Here is a 15520-nt window from a genome sequence, read left to right as displayed (position 1 = left end):
CCCTCTCCCCTTATCCATAATGATACGTCATCTGCTTAATTTTTGAACTGATTGGCATGTGCTGGAATATCACTGATAGTCGGTTCACCGTCCTGCGGGTTCTCTTTTGCCATCCACTGCTTGAACACATAGCCGATCGTAGAAAGATATACGATTTCTTGAGAGATTTTCATTAAAACGCCCCCAAGCTGCTGATCAGGATGTGCATCTAAAAATCGAAAAGAACTTCCCGCTGTCTCCACCAGCCCAGGAGGGATTTTATCGCCAGGAGGGAGACAGTAGGCCATCACATTTGCCCAGACAGCAGGATTAGTAAATGTCTCGTACATCGCACTTCCTGCAAAAATGATTAACGCACACGCAGGGGTAATCAAAATACCATTCGCGAAAATATAAATAATACGACGCAAATCAGATAAGTTTTCACCTGTAGGCAATGGTGCCAGCATATGCCACCACATCAGTACGGCTGCCGCAAACAAAAGCATGTAATAGCCGCTGTGCAAAATCTTAGCCTGCATGAGAAAATCAAATACGACAGGTATATGATAAATGGAGAATAAGCCGTTAAACAAAAATAATCCGAGAATAGGATTTAACAGTAGTTTATATGTCCACTTGGCATTTTTCTTCCATTTATGCACCCACGTATGAAGCACCCATTTCGGGATCGATAAAATAAACAGAGGAACAGAAATGAAATATGCACATACCATTTGGAGCATATGAACTGTCATGGAGGAATGCCCTGCAATGTAAAACGGACTACCCCACCCTAAGTAAAGAGCAAACAAGCCGAGGGCAAAGTAGATTTTCTGTCGGAAAGACACAGCTTCCGCTCCGATAAACGTATGACGACGCTTTTCAATAATCCAATAATAGACGAAGGCGACTACTAATAAAACGACAATTAATTCAGGTGTCCACAGCGCTCGAAAAGAAAACGTTGAAAAAATATCAAGCATACGAATCATAACCCTCCTTCCGAATATAGCACTAAGAGCAGAGCCTTTCTTTTCTCTCTGCTCTGAGATAAAATAGTAATTGGCATCCTACCTTTAAATATAGCATATTTTATTTTATGGAGTCGTTCCTCGCGTACAATTTCGATGCTTTATTTCTGACAATCTGTTGAACGGCAACGGCAGACTGGAATGACATTGCTTCTCCCTATTATGGACAGAAAGCCGAGGTTAGACACATATGCGCAGACATTTAATCGTACTTGATTTGGATGGAACACTTTTAAAAAATGATAAAACGATTCCTACTCGTACGTTCCATGTTTTACAGCAAGCTGCGAGGGAAGGACATTTGCTCGCAATTGCTACTGGCAGACCGTACCGTGCAAGTAAGATGTATTATCAACAGCTGGGGCTTCGGACTCCAATCGTTAACTCCAATGGTGCTTACGTCTTTCATCCAGGCGACCGTTCTTTTGTTCCGCATCACTCTCCGCTCGACTTAGAGACAGCCATTACTGTTATCGAAACATGCCGGGCGTTTCAAGTGAATAACATCGTCGCTGAAGTGATAGATGATATTTATCTGGAACATTATGATGAGAAATTCATTGAGACGTTCACATTAAATGCGAAGCCGGCCGCTCATGGCAGCCTAGAAAACATTTTGCCTACTGACCCAACTTCCCTGCTCGTCTATCCGCGTGCTGATAATGCTGAAGAACTGCGGAACATTATTTCAGGCAAACGAAGCCAAGGTGTCGATCAACGTTCCTGGGGAGCGCCGTACAATCTAATAGAAGTGATACGTGCCGGTAACAGTAAAGCTATGGGACTAAGGAAAATAGTAGAGTATTGTAACCTGTCGATGAAGGATGTCATTGCTTTCGGAGATGAGAATAACGACTTGGAGATGCTCCGTGAGGCTGGAACTGGTGTGGCGATGGGAAATGCTTCCGCAGAAGCAAAGCGTACAGCTGATGAAGTTACCTTGACAAATGAAGAAGATGGGATTGCCTTATATTTAGAAGAACGTTTAAAATTGAAACCAACATCTACTACCTAGCTCACGTTCACCATGAATGCAACGATACCTCCATTACATTTAAACTTAAAAGAGAGGGGGCAGTCTATGAAGGTTTATGAATTAAGTAAAAATAGTGATCAGGAAACGCTTACTCGTGTCGCTGACCTTCTGATGGGCCAGATGGAAACTATCGGAAAAGATAATGCCTACGAACTGCTTATGGATTCCATCCAATTAGCGATGGAAGCTCACTCAGGCGCTCATATTTTTGTCGCCGAAGATCATGAGTCGATACTCGGGGCGGCGTTTTTAAATGTCAGCATTTCCCTTCAGAAAGGTGGATATTATATTTGGTTGAACGACTTATACGTACATAAAGAACACCGTAATCAAGGTATAGCCAAGAAGCTGCTTCTGAAGATCATTTACTGGGCGGAAAATAATGGAATAAAAGGAATTGAACTGGAGACAGGTATTAGTAATGCGGCTACAAAAGCGTTGTATAATTCCTTGGGTTTTTATGATGTAGTTTCAAAGCGGTACGGTTTTCAATTTTAAATAATAAGACAGAAACACGAGGGGACCTGACCTGTTCAAGGTCCTTTTCTTTCGAAAAAAATCTTCAGAAAGGAGACAAAACAGCAATGAAAACAGCAGAAACTCCTTTTCTTGGCAGCAACTTTTCACTTGGACTTCGAGACGGGCTTCCGATCGCTCTCGGCTATATTCCGGCGGCGATTACTTTTGGGTTCATTGCCCAGACAACAGGACTGACACCAGTTGAAAGCGTGATGATGAGTCTCCTCGTTTTTGCCGGTGCCGCTCAATTCATGGCATTAAGTCTGCTTGCAGCCGGTACCGGTTCGTTAGAAATTATCTTTACGACTTTTATCGTAAACATTCGCCATTTACTAATGAGTGCTTCACTAAACGAGAATGCAATGGACGATAATCCCTGGAAGAAAGCAGGCTATGCTTTCGGAATTACAGACGAAGTGTTCGCAGTTACTGCAACAAAAGAAGACAGTGTCCATACGGGGTATATTTATGGAGTATTTATTATTTCCTATGCAAGCTGGGTCGTGCAGACAGGTGTCGGCTATGCGGTCGGGGGACTGCTTCCGGCAACCATACAGCAAAGCTTGATGTTTGCGCTTTATGCTCTGTTTATTGCCCTCCTTGCCCCAGCATTGAAAAGGCAGCGAAAAGTACTAGTTCTAGCAGCAGCCTCGGCTGTGCTAAACAGCCTCTTTTCCCTTTTTCTAGACACAGGATGGGCAATTATCCTGTCTACTACCATCGCCGCAACCGTCGTTGAATGGATCGCACCTGCACAAAAGCGTCCGTCTGGCGGGACCAGCACGCAAAGGAGGAGTACCTGATGTCTTTACATATCATGCTGATTATCGTTGGTATGGCAGTTGTCACATACATTCCACGCATGCTGCCGTTTGTTTTTTTGAAAGCTGATATCGTTCCGCCTCGGATCGAAGGCATTTTAAAAAATGTTCCGCACGCAGCACTCGGTGCTCTTATTTTCCCGGGCGCATTACTCATTCATGATAATGTCCTTTTTGGCCTGTCAGGCATTGTTGCTGCGTTCACAATTTCCTTTCTTGGCGGGAACTTAATCACTGTCGTACTTGGATCCATCATCCTGCTTACGATTCTCATGCCGCTCTTTTAGCAGGCTTTCAGGAAAAAGGCTGCCCATTAGGGGTTATCACCCCCCTATGGAACAGCCTCATTTTTTCCTGTATTCCTCTTAATCTTTTCGAAACAGCCCGTAGATACCGGCTGTATTCACTATGTTTGTAAACGCCCTTTCATCCACTTCATTTATCACTTGTTGGAGCGCGAACAACTCATAGCGGGTAATAACGATCATTAACACTTCTTTTTCTGAGGCATCATAACCTCCTTTAGCCGGGAGTCTCGTTATCCCACGGGTAATATTTTCATGGATGGCTTCCCGCAGTTCGTCAGGTTTTTTCGTGACGATAAAGGCTGTCACTTTAACGTGCCGAGTGTGGATGGTATCAATCACACGTGAGCCCACATATAGGGTCACTAACGTATAAAGCGCGCTCTCCCAGTTAAAAAGCAAACCAGCGGCAAGGACGATAATACCGTTCAGCAAAAAAAAGTATGTACCGACCGGGCGATCACTAAGACGTGCCAAAACGAGGGCAATGATATCAAGGCCACCGGCGGAAGCGCCCCATTTTAAGGCAATTGCTGCTCCAACCGCGGTGATGACTCCGCCAAACACCCCATTAAGTAAAATATCCTCTGATAAATTTACTACAGGGATAATTTCAAGGAAGAATGTCGTTAGGGCTACGTGAAGAAAACTGTAAAAGGTAAACAATTTCCCTACTTTTACCCATCCGAGAACGGCAATTGGTATGTTTAAGATAAATAGAAACACACCAGTAGACAGGGGAAGAAGGGCTGCTAAGATTTGGGCAATACCAGTGGCTCCACTTGCGAAAACATTAGCTGGTATTAGAAATAGGTTCAAACCGAGTGCCATAATAATAGCGCCTAATATGATAACGCCTACTTTTTGGATCTCTTGCATTAACGTGGTGCTGCTCGTAATCATAGGATGCACACCTCCATCCTTCGTAAATTAAATATGATCCGCCATCCATTCTGTCATCGTAAGCATTCCTGACCTTGTCACTTTGTGACCTGCATTCTTATCAAGGTGATACACGAGACCGCTGTCCTCTTTTCTTGTTTTTTTTACCTGTGTATAAAATTTAAAAGAATCTTCATAAGAAACTACTTCGTCACGCTGTCCGTGCCAAAAAAACAACGGCCGTTCCCCTAACAGTTCATCATGTTGAGTAATATCATAACGAACAAGTTGTCGCACTTGTTCTTCTGCTTCATTTTCTGACAAAGGAAGAGACCCTTCCTGTTCCAAAAGCCTAATTTGCTGCCTGGCAAATTTCTCCCATGCCGGGCTTCCCATGAACACAGCGCCTCCTTTAATAAAAGGGTAGGCAGCGAGCGTCCCACATGTAATAATCCCGCCCATCGAAGTGCCCGAAAGGAATATTCGGTTGTTATCTATCAGCTGATTGTCTGTTAACGTATCATAAAGCAACTTCGTGTCTTGTACACTCTGCAAAACGATGGACCAAAAGGAAAATAATCGTTCCTTATCCGTCATGGCTCCCTCACGCGTGCCATGATGGAGAGCATCCGGGAGGATGACACGTATATTTTTGCTTGCTAATTGGTAGGCAACAGGAAGATTATGCTCTTTAGCGCTTGTGAAGCCGTGCCAGAAAATCACTGTCGGTAAAGGTTTCTCTATGTAATCTTGTTTGCAAATATGTAAAGCAGGAATACCAGCATAACTCTTTTCTAATATGGTAGTAAACATACTCGACTTCCTTTTTTATGAGATGAAATCCTTGATATTACTTATCCATTATACTGCATTGGTGCCAAGAGACAAAACAGACAGGCCTTTTCTCAGCATAATCTTTTGTTATACGAAAAGCTGTTCCTCCCTAATGGCAGGGGAACAGCTTTCTCCGTAACGTGCGCTTATCGTTTATTCATGCGTTGTATGAAGTGGCTCTTCATTTTCTTCCTGGGCTTTATTGAAATGATTCACAGAATACATAGCTCCTTCTGAAACCATCTCATTGTCTCTAAAATCATACGGCTCTGAATGGCCGATTTTTTTGTTTAGTTCCTCGTTCTCGTCTTCTTCGGTTCTTCCCTTTACTTTCGCCACTGTCCGGTCTATACCTTGTTTGACCCGATCTCTTTTTTGTTCATCTTTTAACAAAAAAGCAGTAGTTCCGACGGCACCGGCGACAAGCGATGGAATTAAAATACTTCTTTTCCTCATATACTTTCCCCCATTCCAATTAGTAAAAATCTTATGCAACTGTCCTGTTAAGGGTGCTACAAAAATCATACCCGTAACGGAAATGGGGTAAACGTAAATACTGCTTTATCTTTCGTATCCTTCTAATTGATAAGCCCATAATCCGATTCTCTCTAGCTGACGGTCTTCGTCCGCAATAAACCATAAACTGCCATCTTTAACGTGATAAATGTAAACAGTTTTTCCGTCGATCGTCTCGTTCATGTATTCAGAACCATACATTCGCGTCACATCAGAGAGCGTGTCGCCGACAGAAATTCCTTTCGTCGTTTCGTAAGATTCATCCGAAATAATCATGTAAGAAAGTATCCCATCTGTAATTTCGAGCTGAAGATCCGGCACCTCCCCCATGTGCTCCCTTCCGTATCGGTCCTTATATGTAAACGTATGTGTCCCTCCATGATACCCTATGTAATCGGCTGGCTGGCCGTATCCAGTGTTCCAGTGCACATCTATCTGTTGTTCAACTTCCTTTAAGGAATCACCAATTTTCAAGTTACCTACTTTTAATAAATCGACTGTTTCTAAATGAAGAGTTCCTGGGTTGTCGTACCAGAATGCTTGAATACCTAAATCTTGTAACGTTTTAATACGAACAACTTCCCGACTTTTCACTTTCTCAATTACATTATTTTTTTTCAAATAATCATAAGGTGAACGTTCTCTGGCATAAGGTACATTCGCTTGAACATCTGCTAATTCATTTAACACTTTTACCGCCGCCGGGATCGTGACATACATAATACCGTTTTGAAAAATAGGCCTTCCCGTGTAACTCTGTTTTTGGCCGTCAATATATAACGTATGACCTGTTTTTTCTTTTTGTACTTGCCTCTTTTCATCTGATACATCAGGGTGGAACGGCACGCTGGCCCTTGCCTCTATGTCCCCCAAAACAATAAAAACGATGAAACTGCTAAGTAGTAGGTGCAACCATTTCTTCATTGTATTCTCTCCCGCTGTTATAGTTTCTATGCCTTATTATAACGTAATTTCATAGATTAAGAGAAGATAGAGTATGATCAATCAGTGGAGGGTCTCTCCCCTCCACTGATCAGAGGTTAAGGTCCTTTCCGGCCGGTGAACAATTTTATGAGCAGTACAATGAGCGCAATTACGAGTAAAAGATGGATGAAGCCTCCTGCCACTTTAAAAATAAGTCCCAACAGCCAGATAATGATTAACAATACAATAAGAGACCAAAGAATAACGATAACCCCTTTCTATTTAGGTTACCGATAGTATTCCTCATTTAGCCTTTGACAAAACGAAAAAAGGAAAAGAAGCTCAGCAACTGCCTCTTTTCCTTGCCATGACTACTTATATAATTGACTTACATCTTCTACTTGATTCTCGATTCCTGTTGTAATCTCTTCATCCCAGGCCAACATCCCACCGGCAAAGTTTTTCACATCTTCAATCCCGTGATCCTTGAAATAAAGTGCTGTATGGTGGCTTCGGCCGCCACTTCTGCAGACGAGTATATAGCTTTGTTGTTTATCAAAGTCGTCTATGATTTCGGGGATCTTTTTCATCGGGATGAGCGGAATTCCTGGGATATGCCCTTCAGCATATTCACCTGGTTCTCTCACATCAATGATAATAGGTGCGTGCTCATCTTTTTGACACTGTTCTTTTAATTCTTCCTTGTCAATCTGCTCAATGCCTTCTCGATCATACCCCACACTGACACCCCTTTCTAATTCTCATTCATCAACCTTCGTTCTTAATTTTATCAAGCGATACGTATGGCTGACAACCACCTTGGCTACTGCGTACGTTGGCACAGCAAGTAACAAACCGACGACACCGGCAAAACTACCGGCAACGAGTAATAATAGTATGATGGTTAAAGGATGGATGTGAAGCTTTCTTCCCATCACCTGAGGAGAAATGAAATTGCTCTCAATCTGCTGTACAATCACCACTACAATAATTACGAGGAGCGCCATAAAAGGCGAATCCAAAAGGCCGACAATCACACCAGGAAATGTTCCAATCCACGGCCCGATAAACGGGATTACGTTAGTAAACATCGCTACTAAGGCAAGTACAAGTGGATAATCAAGCCCAATGATGACATAGCCGATAAATACACAAATACCTACGAAGACACTTACTATAATCTGACCTTGAATGTAAGAACTGAGTGCCGTATCCATGTCACTTAAAATACGGCGGCCTTCCTTTTCTTGTTTAGCAGGAAGAAGACGCAGAATAAATTCGGGTGCCTTCTCGCCCTCTTTCAACATATAGAAAAGAATAAAAGGCAATATTACAATCACAACGACAACACTTGTAATCGCACTGACAACGTTCGCAATATTATTCCCAAGCTTGGTCAAAACTTGATTCGCATATTCAGCTGCTTTGGCCGTTACCTCATTCCAAGAAAAGCCCTCCATCTCGTTTAAAAAGCGATTAAACCATTCCTGATTCTGGAGTTCCACAATCATGCGCTGTCCTTTATCAATATAGCGGGGAATGTTATTAGCAAGGCTCGTAAACTGGCTTTGTAAAGTTGGACCTACGAGTATAATGAGGAACGCTACCAGGCCTGCTGCCAACAAATACAATAAGATAATCGATAAACCTCTCGGTATTTTCAGCTGATGATTTAACAAGTTGACGACAGGTCGAAAGAGGTAATTCAATACCCCTGCAATTACAATCGGAGCAAACAAGGTTGAGACGAGTACAACGACTGGTTCAAAAATAAAATCAACAAGCGTTCCTAGGTATACAATAAGTAATAACAATATAATCCCATAACAAATGTAAAAAAATTTCCCTTGAGGCATCTCATCACCATATGCGTTAGTCTTATATTCCTTGATTATACCATAACTCGTTCGTTCTAATTATCATTATGAGTACATCAAACATTAAATTACTACTTCCTTCTCAACAGTACTCTGCTAGTCATGAAATACATCAAAAGTCTCCCATAAACCTTCCAGCTGCTGTAGACGAGTTTCTACTTTGTCGTGTTCAAGCCTTGTTACCGCAGTAATCAAGGCACTTACAAGACTAAGAGGTGCCGAAAAAGAGTTAATAAATGAATTGATTTCTGTGACAGCGAGCAACTTGCGATCACCAAATGGTACGAGTGGCGACAATAAATGATCTGTCAGTACGAGCGTTTTTGCCCCCCGCTGTTTCGCATACCTCAACGCCTCAACCGTTCGTTTCGTATAACGAGAAAAACCAAAACCTATGACAAGATCTTGCGGCGACAGATCAAGCAAATGTTCAGAAACACCGTCTGCTTCCCGAATCAACTCTGTATTTTGAAGCACTAAATCCAAATAAAATTCTAAAAAAGAGCCGACAGTTACAGCACTCCTATACGCAATAATATAAATCCGCTTGGCGTTGACGATGTCACGCACCGCCCCGTCAAACTCTTTCATTTCAATCTGCTGCAGAGTCTCTTGTAAATTGCGGATGTCATCTTTTAATATCTCCGTCACCGCATTTTCCGGACGATCTTCCTTATCGGTTGTACGTGCAAATACTTCAGCGGATGTCCATTTCCGCTGAAGTGCTTCTTGAAGGTGACGCTGCATATCAGGATATCCTTTGTAGTCTAAAAAGGTCGCAAAACGGATAACCGTCGCTTCACCTACCCCGGCATTTTTAGCTAACTTGGATGCTGTTAAAAAGGGGGCTGTTTCAGAATGATTTATTAAATAACTAGCAATTTTTTTTTGAGATTTGCTCATAGCGTCCTGTACCTCGGTAATTCGTCGGTATACATCGCTCTCAAGCACAGGCATCCCTCATTTCTTTGTAAACTATGAAAAGCGAAAGTCCTCTAAACTCTTCGCAATGCTTTGTGGTATGCGGCAAGCGTATCATTAATGTCTTCCTCGCTGTGAGCAGTCGATACGCTGTAACGATTTACAGGCTTCGTATAAATTCCTTCTCCCATTAAACAAAAGTCAAGTTCCTTTCTGCTCATAAGGTTCGTTTTTTGGAGTTCTCGATAGTTACGTATTTCATCCTTATCTGTTAATACTACACTAAAGATAGACCCCATGCCAATCGTCTTCCCCCCTATCCCATGCTTTTGGAGCAGATTATTAATCCCTGTTTTTAATTTCTCTGTCCTTGCTAAAACGCTGTCAATTTCCTTCTCTAATATATCTATTACTGCCATCCCTGCAGCGAGAATCATCGGATGTCCGTTATACGTCCCACTGTGGAATAAAACACTGTGTGACTTAGACTGTTTACTTTGGCTATTATCAAATACATCTGCTCCCTGTAGAGGGGAGCTGTGTATCATAATCTGTTTTTTACCGCCAACCATGCCGACGGGATATCCTCCGCCAATCACTTTTCCTAACGTTGTCAAGTCTGGCTGCACGCCGTATATCGTTTGAGCGCCGCCAAGACATGTGCGATATGCTGTTTTAACCTCATCGAAAATAAGCAAAATACCAAGTTTCTCTGTAAGCTTACGGAGTCCTTTAATAAAGGTTGGGTCGGCAGGTATGCAGCCTCCCTGAATTGGTTCCATGATGACGCAGCCAATTTCTTCTTTTTGAGCTGTTAATATTTTACTGCAAGCTTCTAGATCGTTAAATGGTAAGACAATTGTATTTCGTAAATGGGAAGGATTCATGCCTTTAGACTCCGGGTACGGGATCGGAAGTTCAGCTTTTCCTGCATTACAAGCGGTTGGGCTGATGCTGACAAGCATTTGATCATAACCACCGTGATAATGACCTTCAAATTTCGCTATTTTATGCTTTCCGGTATGGGCAGCGGCGATCCGGATGGCAAGCAAAGTAGCTTCCGTACCCGAATTCGTGTAGCGGATTAATTCCATACTCGGAAAATGCTTTTGTATTCTCTTTCCCATCCTTATCTCCAGTTCGTGTGGAGTACCAAAGAGCCACGTACCGTCACTTTCTACTTGTTGAATAATGGCACCCTTCACATATTCATGGCCGTGGCCGGTGGCGAGTGCTCCGTAACCCATTAAATAATCAATATATTCGCGGCCATCCAAGTCGATAAGTTTCGAGCCCTTTCCTTTTTTCATTGTGAGTGGATACGGCTCATAATACTTAATATTCGCTGTAACGCCACCCGGCATTACGGAAGCAGCCTCTTCAATGAATGCTTTCGACTTCGGAGTCTCTGCGACATACTTTTTTTGAAGAAGATCCAGCGGTCGTGTTGCCATCCCCTTACTCCCTCATTTCTTATAATATAAATGATCCCTTCATTGAATCAATGTCACGTGTTTAAGCAGACACTGCCTTGTTAAGTGTTTACGTTACGAAATTTTAATTTCAATATATATACTTTAATGAAGGTTTTAATTCATACTATGAAGGAGACGGACTAATATCCACACTTCATGCAGTCAATTATGAAATTAGGCCTTTTTAATAAGAAGATAGAAGTTTTTCCTTCACTTTCTTTTCCATTTTAAATTTTTCTTTCTTTTTTGACTTTTTTTGAAGTTTGTTGTTATACTCCAAAGGTAGTAGTCGATGCGGGGTTTTTCATTGTTGAACAAATTCTGAATAGGAAGGTGTGGGGGAATTATGGCATTGCCAAAATACATCACAAAAATCGACCAAATTGAACAAATTCCTGAAGCTGAAAAGGAAAAACTAAAGAAGATTACTGACAAATTTGTCTTTCGTGTAAACGAATACTATTTAAGCCTTATTGACTGGGAAGACCCAAATGATCCTATTAAAAACCTTGTCATTCCTAATGAAGGCGAACTATCTGAATACGGCCGCTGGGATGCTTCTGATGAGGACACAAACTATGTTGTTCCCGGGTGCCAGCATAAATACGAAACAACGGCGCTGTTAATCTGTTCGGAAGTATGCGGAGCTTACTGCCGCTACTGTTTCCGGAAGCGCTTGTTCCGTAATGATGTAAAAGAAGCGATGACAGACGTAGATCCAGGGTTAGAATATATCCGTAACCATCCGGAAATTAACAATGTCCTCCTGACAGGCGGGGATCCACTTATCCTGGCAACCAAAAAATTACGTTATATTATTGAGGAGCTGCGCAGCATTCCGCATGTGAAAATTATTCGCCTAGGCTCCAAGCTTCCTGTCTTCAACCCAATGCGTATTTACGAGGATGAGTCCTTGCTTGATCTGATCCGTGAATATTCGACCCCGGAGAACCGTATCTACATCATGGCACACGTTAACCACCCACGGGAAATCACGGAACAAGCTCGTAAAGCATTTCAGGCGCTTCACGAAGCAGGTGCAATTGTCGTAAATCAGACACCCGTCTTAAAAGGAATTAACGATAATCCGGATGATCTAGGAAGACTGCTTGATAAGCTGTCATGGGCTGGAGTGACCCCTTATTATTTCTTTATTAACCGCCCGGTTGCCGGAAACAACGATTTCGTCCTCACCTTAAAAGAGGCGTACGATGCGGTTGAACAAGCAAAGGCAAAAACGAGCGGCCTTGGGAAACGAATTCGCCTTTCCATGAGTCATACGTCCGGTAAAATTGAAATCCTTGCCATAGAAGACGGAAAGGCCTACTTAAAGTACCATCAATCACGTGATGGGAGTTACGGAAAGTTTATGGTTCTGGACTGTCCGGAGGATGCAGCATGGTTTGACGATCTTCCAGGGAATGAACAGTACTGGGTGCCGCCTGAGAAGAAAACCGAAGAAGTGGTGTCCGTCAATGAAATGCCTGACATGCCGCAAAAACGAAGAAGAGCTAATCCAAAGACAGTAACAGCCGCGAAGTAATAGACAAGAAGAGAGCCCCTATCCAAAAAGGGCTCTCTTCTTCTTCACTGAAACAATTGACTATTTTATTCCTACGTACGCGTTTGCATGCTGTGCTGCTTGTGGTTTAGTGGCGAAACTAATGACAACGACACAGACTATATTGACAATCAGCCCTAATATGCCGGCATGTATATCAAGCGGCGTGGAAGAGGCGACAAGTTGAAAGTAGTAGTTTGTGAACGTACCTGCTAATAGGCCGGTAATGATTGCCGGAGCGGTAGCTCTCCTCCAATACAGGGCCGAGTATACCCCTGGCGCAAACTGAACGATCGACCCGTATGCTCCTAACAAAAGGGCAATAAGCCCTTGTCCTCCAAATATAGTAATACAGTAAGCTAACCCACCAATAATAACGACAGCACTTCTCATAATTAAAAGTGTTGTTTGTTCGCGAAGGTCCTGTTTTACATTATGAATGACTCCATTTGTAAATTCGAGGGATGCGCTGTGGGTGATTGCATCAGCCGAAGACATAGCGGCAGCAAGCGCACCCGCCCCTACTAAACCATATAGCCAGCCCGGCATTTCCAGCACATTCGTAATTAAATAAGGTAGCACTTCGTCTGGAAGTACCTCTCCTGAATTCACGACACCGATTGCTGCATAGCCCGCAAGAAGAAGTGGGATCAGAAACAATGAGAACAACGGATAAACGAGAACGGTCCGTTTAATCGTTACCGGCCTGGATGAATAAGATTTGGAGAATAAATGAGGCCACATTAATAGACCGATCAGTGACACTAATATTGTCGTCGTGTATCCGACCGCTGACATCGTTGAACCTTCATGACCGATCTCTAAAAAACCTGGTTGTGCATTATTAATTGCTGTGAACATTTCGGTTGTACCACCATGCAATTGCATAACGACCGCGATTCCGACAACCCACGAGATGATCACCATCAAGAGGCCTTGAAACACATCGGACCAAGCAGCTGCACGAAGTCCGCCTGTCGCCACATAAATAACAACAATTCCATACGCAATCAGTGCTCCAAGCCAAAAGGGGACACGCCCATCTGTCATAATATTAAAAATGTAGGCCATGCCTTTCATTTGTGTCGCCAGATATTGAATAAATGCGAGGAGAGAAAATATACCTACTAAAATAGGAATCGATTTGTTTCGAAATCGACCTTTCAAAAAGCCGGATAATGTATACAGATCATATTTGCGGCCAATCTTACCAATTTTAGGGCCAATCAAATACCAAGGTAAAATAGCAAATGCTGTATAGACGATAATATACAAAGCAGGTGCTCCTCGTTCAAACGCCCATCCGGGAGCTCCTAAAAACGAGAAAGCACTAAACACAGCACCTCCCATCAAAAAACTTGTCACGACAAGACCAAGTTTTCTGCCAGCCACTACATACTCAGTTAATGAGCCGCTTTTGCCGCGTCCCGCTAGAATACCGATAAAAAGTGCAACAATTAAATAACCAATCATGATTACTAAAGCAATTTGCCAATGGGGCATCCTCTAATCCTCCTCTCTTTCATGTCGGTCCGGATCTTTAAAATAGAGAAACACGACGAGCGCAAATGTCACTATAATCCATAAAACAACCCAAAAAAAGTTAAAAGGAAATCCGAGGATAAACGGTTCTGCACGGTTTGCTATTTCAAATATTGGGAAAATTGTCATTAAAAAAGTGATAACTATTACTGTGATGTAGACGGTAGAAAAAGTGCTTTTAGACAATAGTCTCCCTCCCTTCCGTCATAATGAAAGCATAGTAATTCTTATGCCCGGGTACGTTTTAATATACTTGAGAAAGGTTCTTTTACCACTTTCCCTTTCTTTTCAGCTGTTAAACTAAAAATCCCCTGCTGATCGTAGCAGAGGATCCTTCTCGACGTTTTAAACTTCTAGTCACGGGCTACTTTGTTACTCAACCTGCCTATTTGCTCCACTTCTATTGTTACTTGGTCACCCGGTCTCAGAAATTTCGGAGGTTGAAAACCAGCACCAACACCGGCAGGAGTGCCAGTGGCGATGATATCGCCGGGCTCTAATGTCATTCCCCGGGAAATGATCTCAATAAGTTTAGGTACCGAAAAAATCAAATCTTTCGTGCTCGCTTCCTGACGCAATTCATCGTTCACCCACGTTTTTAACGTCACATCTTCTATGTTTACATCATCAGCTAAAACGACTGCCGGTCCCATCGGACAAAAGGTGTCCAAGCTTTTTCCGAGGAAAAACTGCTTATGGCGCTTTTGAATATCCCGTGCAGTTACATCATTTAATAGCGTGTAGCCAAATATGTATTCATGTGCTTCAGTTGCTTGAATATGATTGCCCTTTTTACCGATAATTAAGGCGATTTCTCCTTCGTAGTCAACAGAATCGGTCACTTCACGATGTGGGGTAATAAGTTCATCTGCTGCAATCACTGTTGTCGGGGACTTCGTGAAAATGATCGGGTCTGTCGGAATGTCTGCTTCACTTCCCATTTCTTTTGCATGGTCTGCATAGTTTTTCCCCGCGCACATGATATTTTTCTGTGGTTTCGGAAGCGGCGCTCTCAACACTATATCTTTTGTATCAATATTGTACACAAAGCCAGAGTTAGTCTTCTCTCCAACCCACTCTACTGTTTCTCTCGCTTCTTTAATAAACTGTTCACCGTCTACAATAGCTTCCAGCATCGTTCCCGGGAATATATAGCTGGAAGCCCGCTCTTCTGCGGCTGCTTTCAAATCCACAATTGTCGTTTCATCGATTAATGCTGCAATTTTTTCTTGACCATCTATTGATGCCGTTACTAATTTCAATTTTTGTCGCCTCCTAAAAAAGCCAATTAAAA

Annotated in this window: 18 protein-coding genes; 5 read left to right on the top strand and 13 right to left on the bottom strand. The window is 42.6% G+C overall.

What is annotated here, in order from left to right; all coding sequences use genetic code 11:
- Nucleotides 1-35 precede the first annotated feature (35 nt).
- Nucleotides 36-965: a cytochrome c oxidase assembly factor CtaG gene (gene ctaG / locus LOR49_RS04065; RefSeq protein WP_240374828.1), complete on the bottom strand. Its 930-nt coding sequence runs from the start codon at nucleotides 963-965 to the stop codon at nucleotides 36-38.
- A 238-nt stretch (nucleotides 966-1203) separates the two neighbouring features.
- Here ctaG and LOR49_RS04060 point away from each other — a divergent pair, with 238 nt between their 5' ends.
- The 4 genes from LOR49_RS04060 (at nucleotide 1204) to LOR49_RS04045 (ending at nucleotide 3676) form a co-directional block, all read left to right on the top strand.
- Nucleotides 1204-2028, top strand: a complete 825-nt coding sequence (locus LOR49_RS04060; RefSeq protein ID WP_240374827.1) for a Cof-type HAD-IIB family hydrolase — start codon at nucleotides 1204-1206, stop codon at nucleotides 2026-2028.
- Between the two features lie 66 nt (nucleotides 2029-2094).
- Nucleotides 2095-2547, top strand: a complete 453-nt coding sequence (locus LOR49_RS04055) for a GNAT family N-acetyltransferase (RefSeq protein WP_240374826.1) — start codon at nucleotides 2095-2097, stop codon at nucleotides 2545-2547.
- An 86-nt stretch (nucleotides 2548-2633) separates the two neighbouring features.
- On the top strand, nucleotides 2634-3371 hold the full coding sequence (locus tag LOR49_RS04050) for an AzlC family ABC transporter permease (RefSeq protein ID WP_240374825.1): 738 nt from the start codon (nucleotides 2634-2636) through the stop codon (nucleotides 3369-3371).
- Entirely contained in the window at nucleotides 3371-3676 is a 306-nt protein-coding gene (locus tag LOR49_RS04045; RefSeq protein ID WP_240374824.1) for an AzlD domain-containing protein, read from the top strand. The genes LOR49_RS04050 and LOR49_RS04045 overlap by 1 nt, the downstream gene beginning before the upstream one ends.
- 78 nt (nucleotides 3677-3754) lie before the next feature.
- On the opposite strand, the gene LOR49_RS04040 is transcribed toward LOR49_RS04045, so the two are convergent.
- The 9 genes from LOR49_RS04040 to LOR49_RS04000 all read right to left on the bottom strand — a co-directional run bounded on the left by LOR49_RS04040 (nucleotide 3755) and on the right by LOR49_RS04000 (nucleotide 11102).
- The gene (locus LOR49_RS04040) at nucleotides 3755-4597 is read right to left on the bottom strand and encodes a YitT family protein (protein ID WP_240374823.1); all 843 of its coding nucleotides are present in this window, start codon (nucleotides 4595-4597) and stop codon (nucleotides 3755-3757) included.
- A gap of 27 nt (nucleotides 4598-4624) precedes the next feature.
- Nucleotides 4625-5389 carry an alpha/beta fold hydrolase gene (locus LOR49_RS04035; RefSeq protein WP_240374822.1) on the bottom strand — a complete coding sequence of 255 codons (765 nt, stop codon included), beginning with the start codon at nucleotides 5387-5389 and terminating at the stop codon, nucleotides 4625-4627.
- A 174-nt stretch (nucleotides 5390-5563) separates the two neighbouring features.
- Nucleotides 5564-5866, bottom strand: a complete 303-nt coding sequence (locus LOR49_RS04030) for a hypothetical protein (protein WP_240374821.1) — start codon at nucleotides 5864-5866, stop codon at nucleotides 5564-5566.
- A gap of 105 nt (nucleotides 5867-5971) precedes the next feature.
- Complete coding sequence (locus tag LOR49_RS04025) at nucleotides 5972-6850, bottom strand: hypothetical protein (RefSeq protein ID WP_240374820.1); 879 nt, start codon at nucleotides 6848-6850, stop codon at nucleotides 5972-5974.
- A 116-nt stretch (nucleotides 6851-6966) separates the two neighbouring features.
- Nucleotides 6967-7113, bottom strand: a complete 147-nt coding sequence (locus tag LOR49_RS04020; RefSeq protein WP_240374990.1) for a lmo0937 family membrane protein — start codon at nucleotides 7111-7113, stop codon at nucleotides 6967-6969.
- Nucleotides 7114-7221: 108 nt separating this feature from the next.
- Nucleotides 7222-7590: a rhodanese-like domain-containing protein gene (locus LOR49_RS04015; protein WP_240374819.1), complete on the bottom strand. Its 369-nt coding sequence runs from the start codon at nucleotides 7588-7590 to the stop codon at nucleotides 7222-7224.
- A 21-nt stretch (nucleotides 7591-7611) separates the two neighbouring features.
- Nucleotides 7612-8706, bottom strand: coding sequence for an AI-2E family transporter (locus LOR49_RS04010; RefSeq protein WP_240374818.1), 1095 nt, complete (start codon nucleotides 8704-8706; stop codon nucleotides 7612-7614).
- A gap of 117 nt (nucleotides 8707-8823) precedes the next feature.
- The gene (locus LOR49_RS04005; RefSeq protein WP_240374817.1) at nucleotides 8824-9678 is read right to left on the bottom strand and encodes a MurR/RpiR family transcriptional regulator; all 855 of its coding nucleotides are present in this window, start codon (nucleotides 9676-9678) and stop codon (nucleotides 8824-8826) included.
- Nucleotides 9679-9722: 44 nt separating this feature from the next.
- Entirely contained in the window at nucleotides 9723-11102 is a 1380-nt protein-coding gene (locus LOR49_RS04000) for an aspartate aminotransferase family protein (RefSeq protein WP_240374816.1), read from the bottom strand.
- 367 nt (nucleotides 11103-11469) lie between these two features.
- On the opposite strand from LOR49_RS04000, the gene LOR49_RS03995 reads away from it, so the two are divergent.
- Nucleotides 11470-12666 carry a KamA family radical SAM protein gene (locus tag LOR49_RS03995; protein ID WP_240374815.1) on the top strand — a complete coding sequence of 399 codons (1197 nt, stop codon included), beginning with the start codon at nucleotides 11470-11472 and terminating at the stop codon, nucleotides 12664-12666.
- 60 nt (nucleotides 12667-12726) lie between these two features.
- Here LOR49_RS03995 and LOR49_RS03990 read toward each other — a convergent pair whose 3' ends face one another.
- The 3 genes from LOR49_RS03990 to LOR49_RS03980 form a co-directional block, all read right to left on the bottom strand.
- Entirely contained in the window at nucleotides 12727-14187 is a 1461-nt protein-coding gene (locus LOR49_RS03990; protein WP_240374814.1) for a sodium:solute symporter family protein, read from the bottom strand.
- Between the two features lie 3 nt (nucleotides 14188-14190).
- A complete protein-coding gene (locus tag LOR49_RS03985; protein WP_240374813.1) occupies nucleotides 14191-14412 on the bottom strand; it encodes a DUF3311 domain-containing protein in 222 nt (73 codons plus the stop codon).
- A 167-nt stretch (nucleotides 14413-14579) separates the two neighbouring features.
- Nucleotides 14580-15488 (bottom strand): fumarylacetoacetate hydrolase family protein, encoded by a 909-nt coding sequence (locus tag LOR49_RS03980; protein ID WP_240374812.1) that lies wholly within the window; start codon nucleotides 15486-15488, stop codon nucleotides 14580-14582.
- Nucleotides 15489-15520 lie beyond the last annotated feature (32 nt).

Source organism: Bacillus piscicola (assembly GCF_022458745.1).
GTDB classification, from domain to species: Bacteria; Bacillota; Bacilli; order Bacillales; family Marinococcaceae; genus Alteribacillus_A; species Alteribacillus_A piscicola.
The sequence above is the reverse complement of the archived record's forward strand: the minus strand, read 5'-3'. Positions and strand labels throughout refer to the sequence as shown.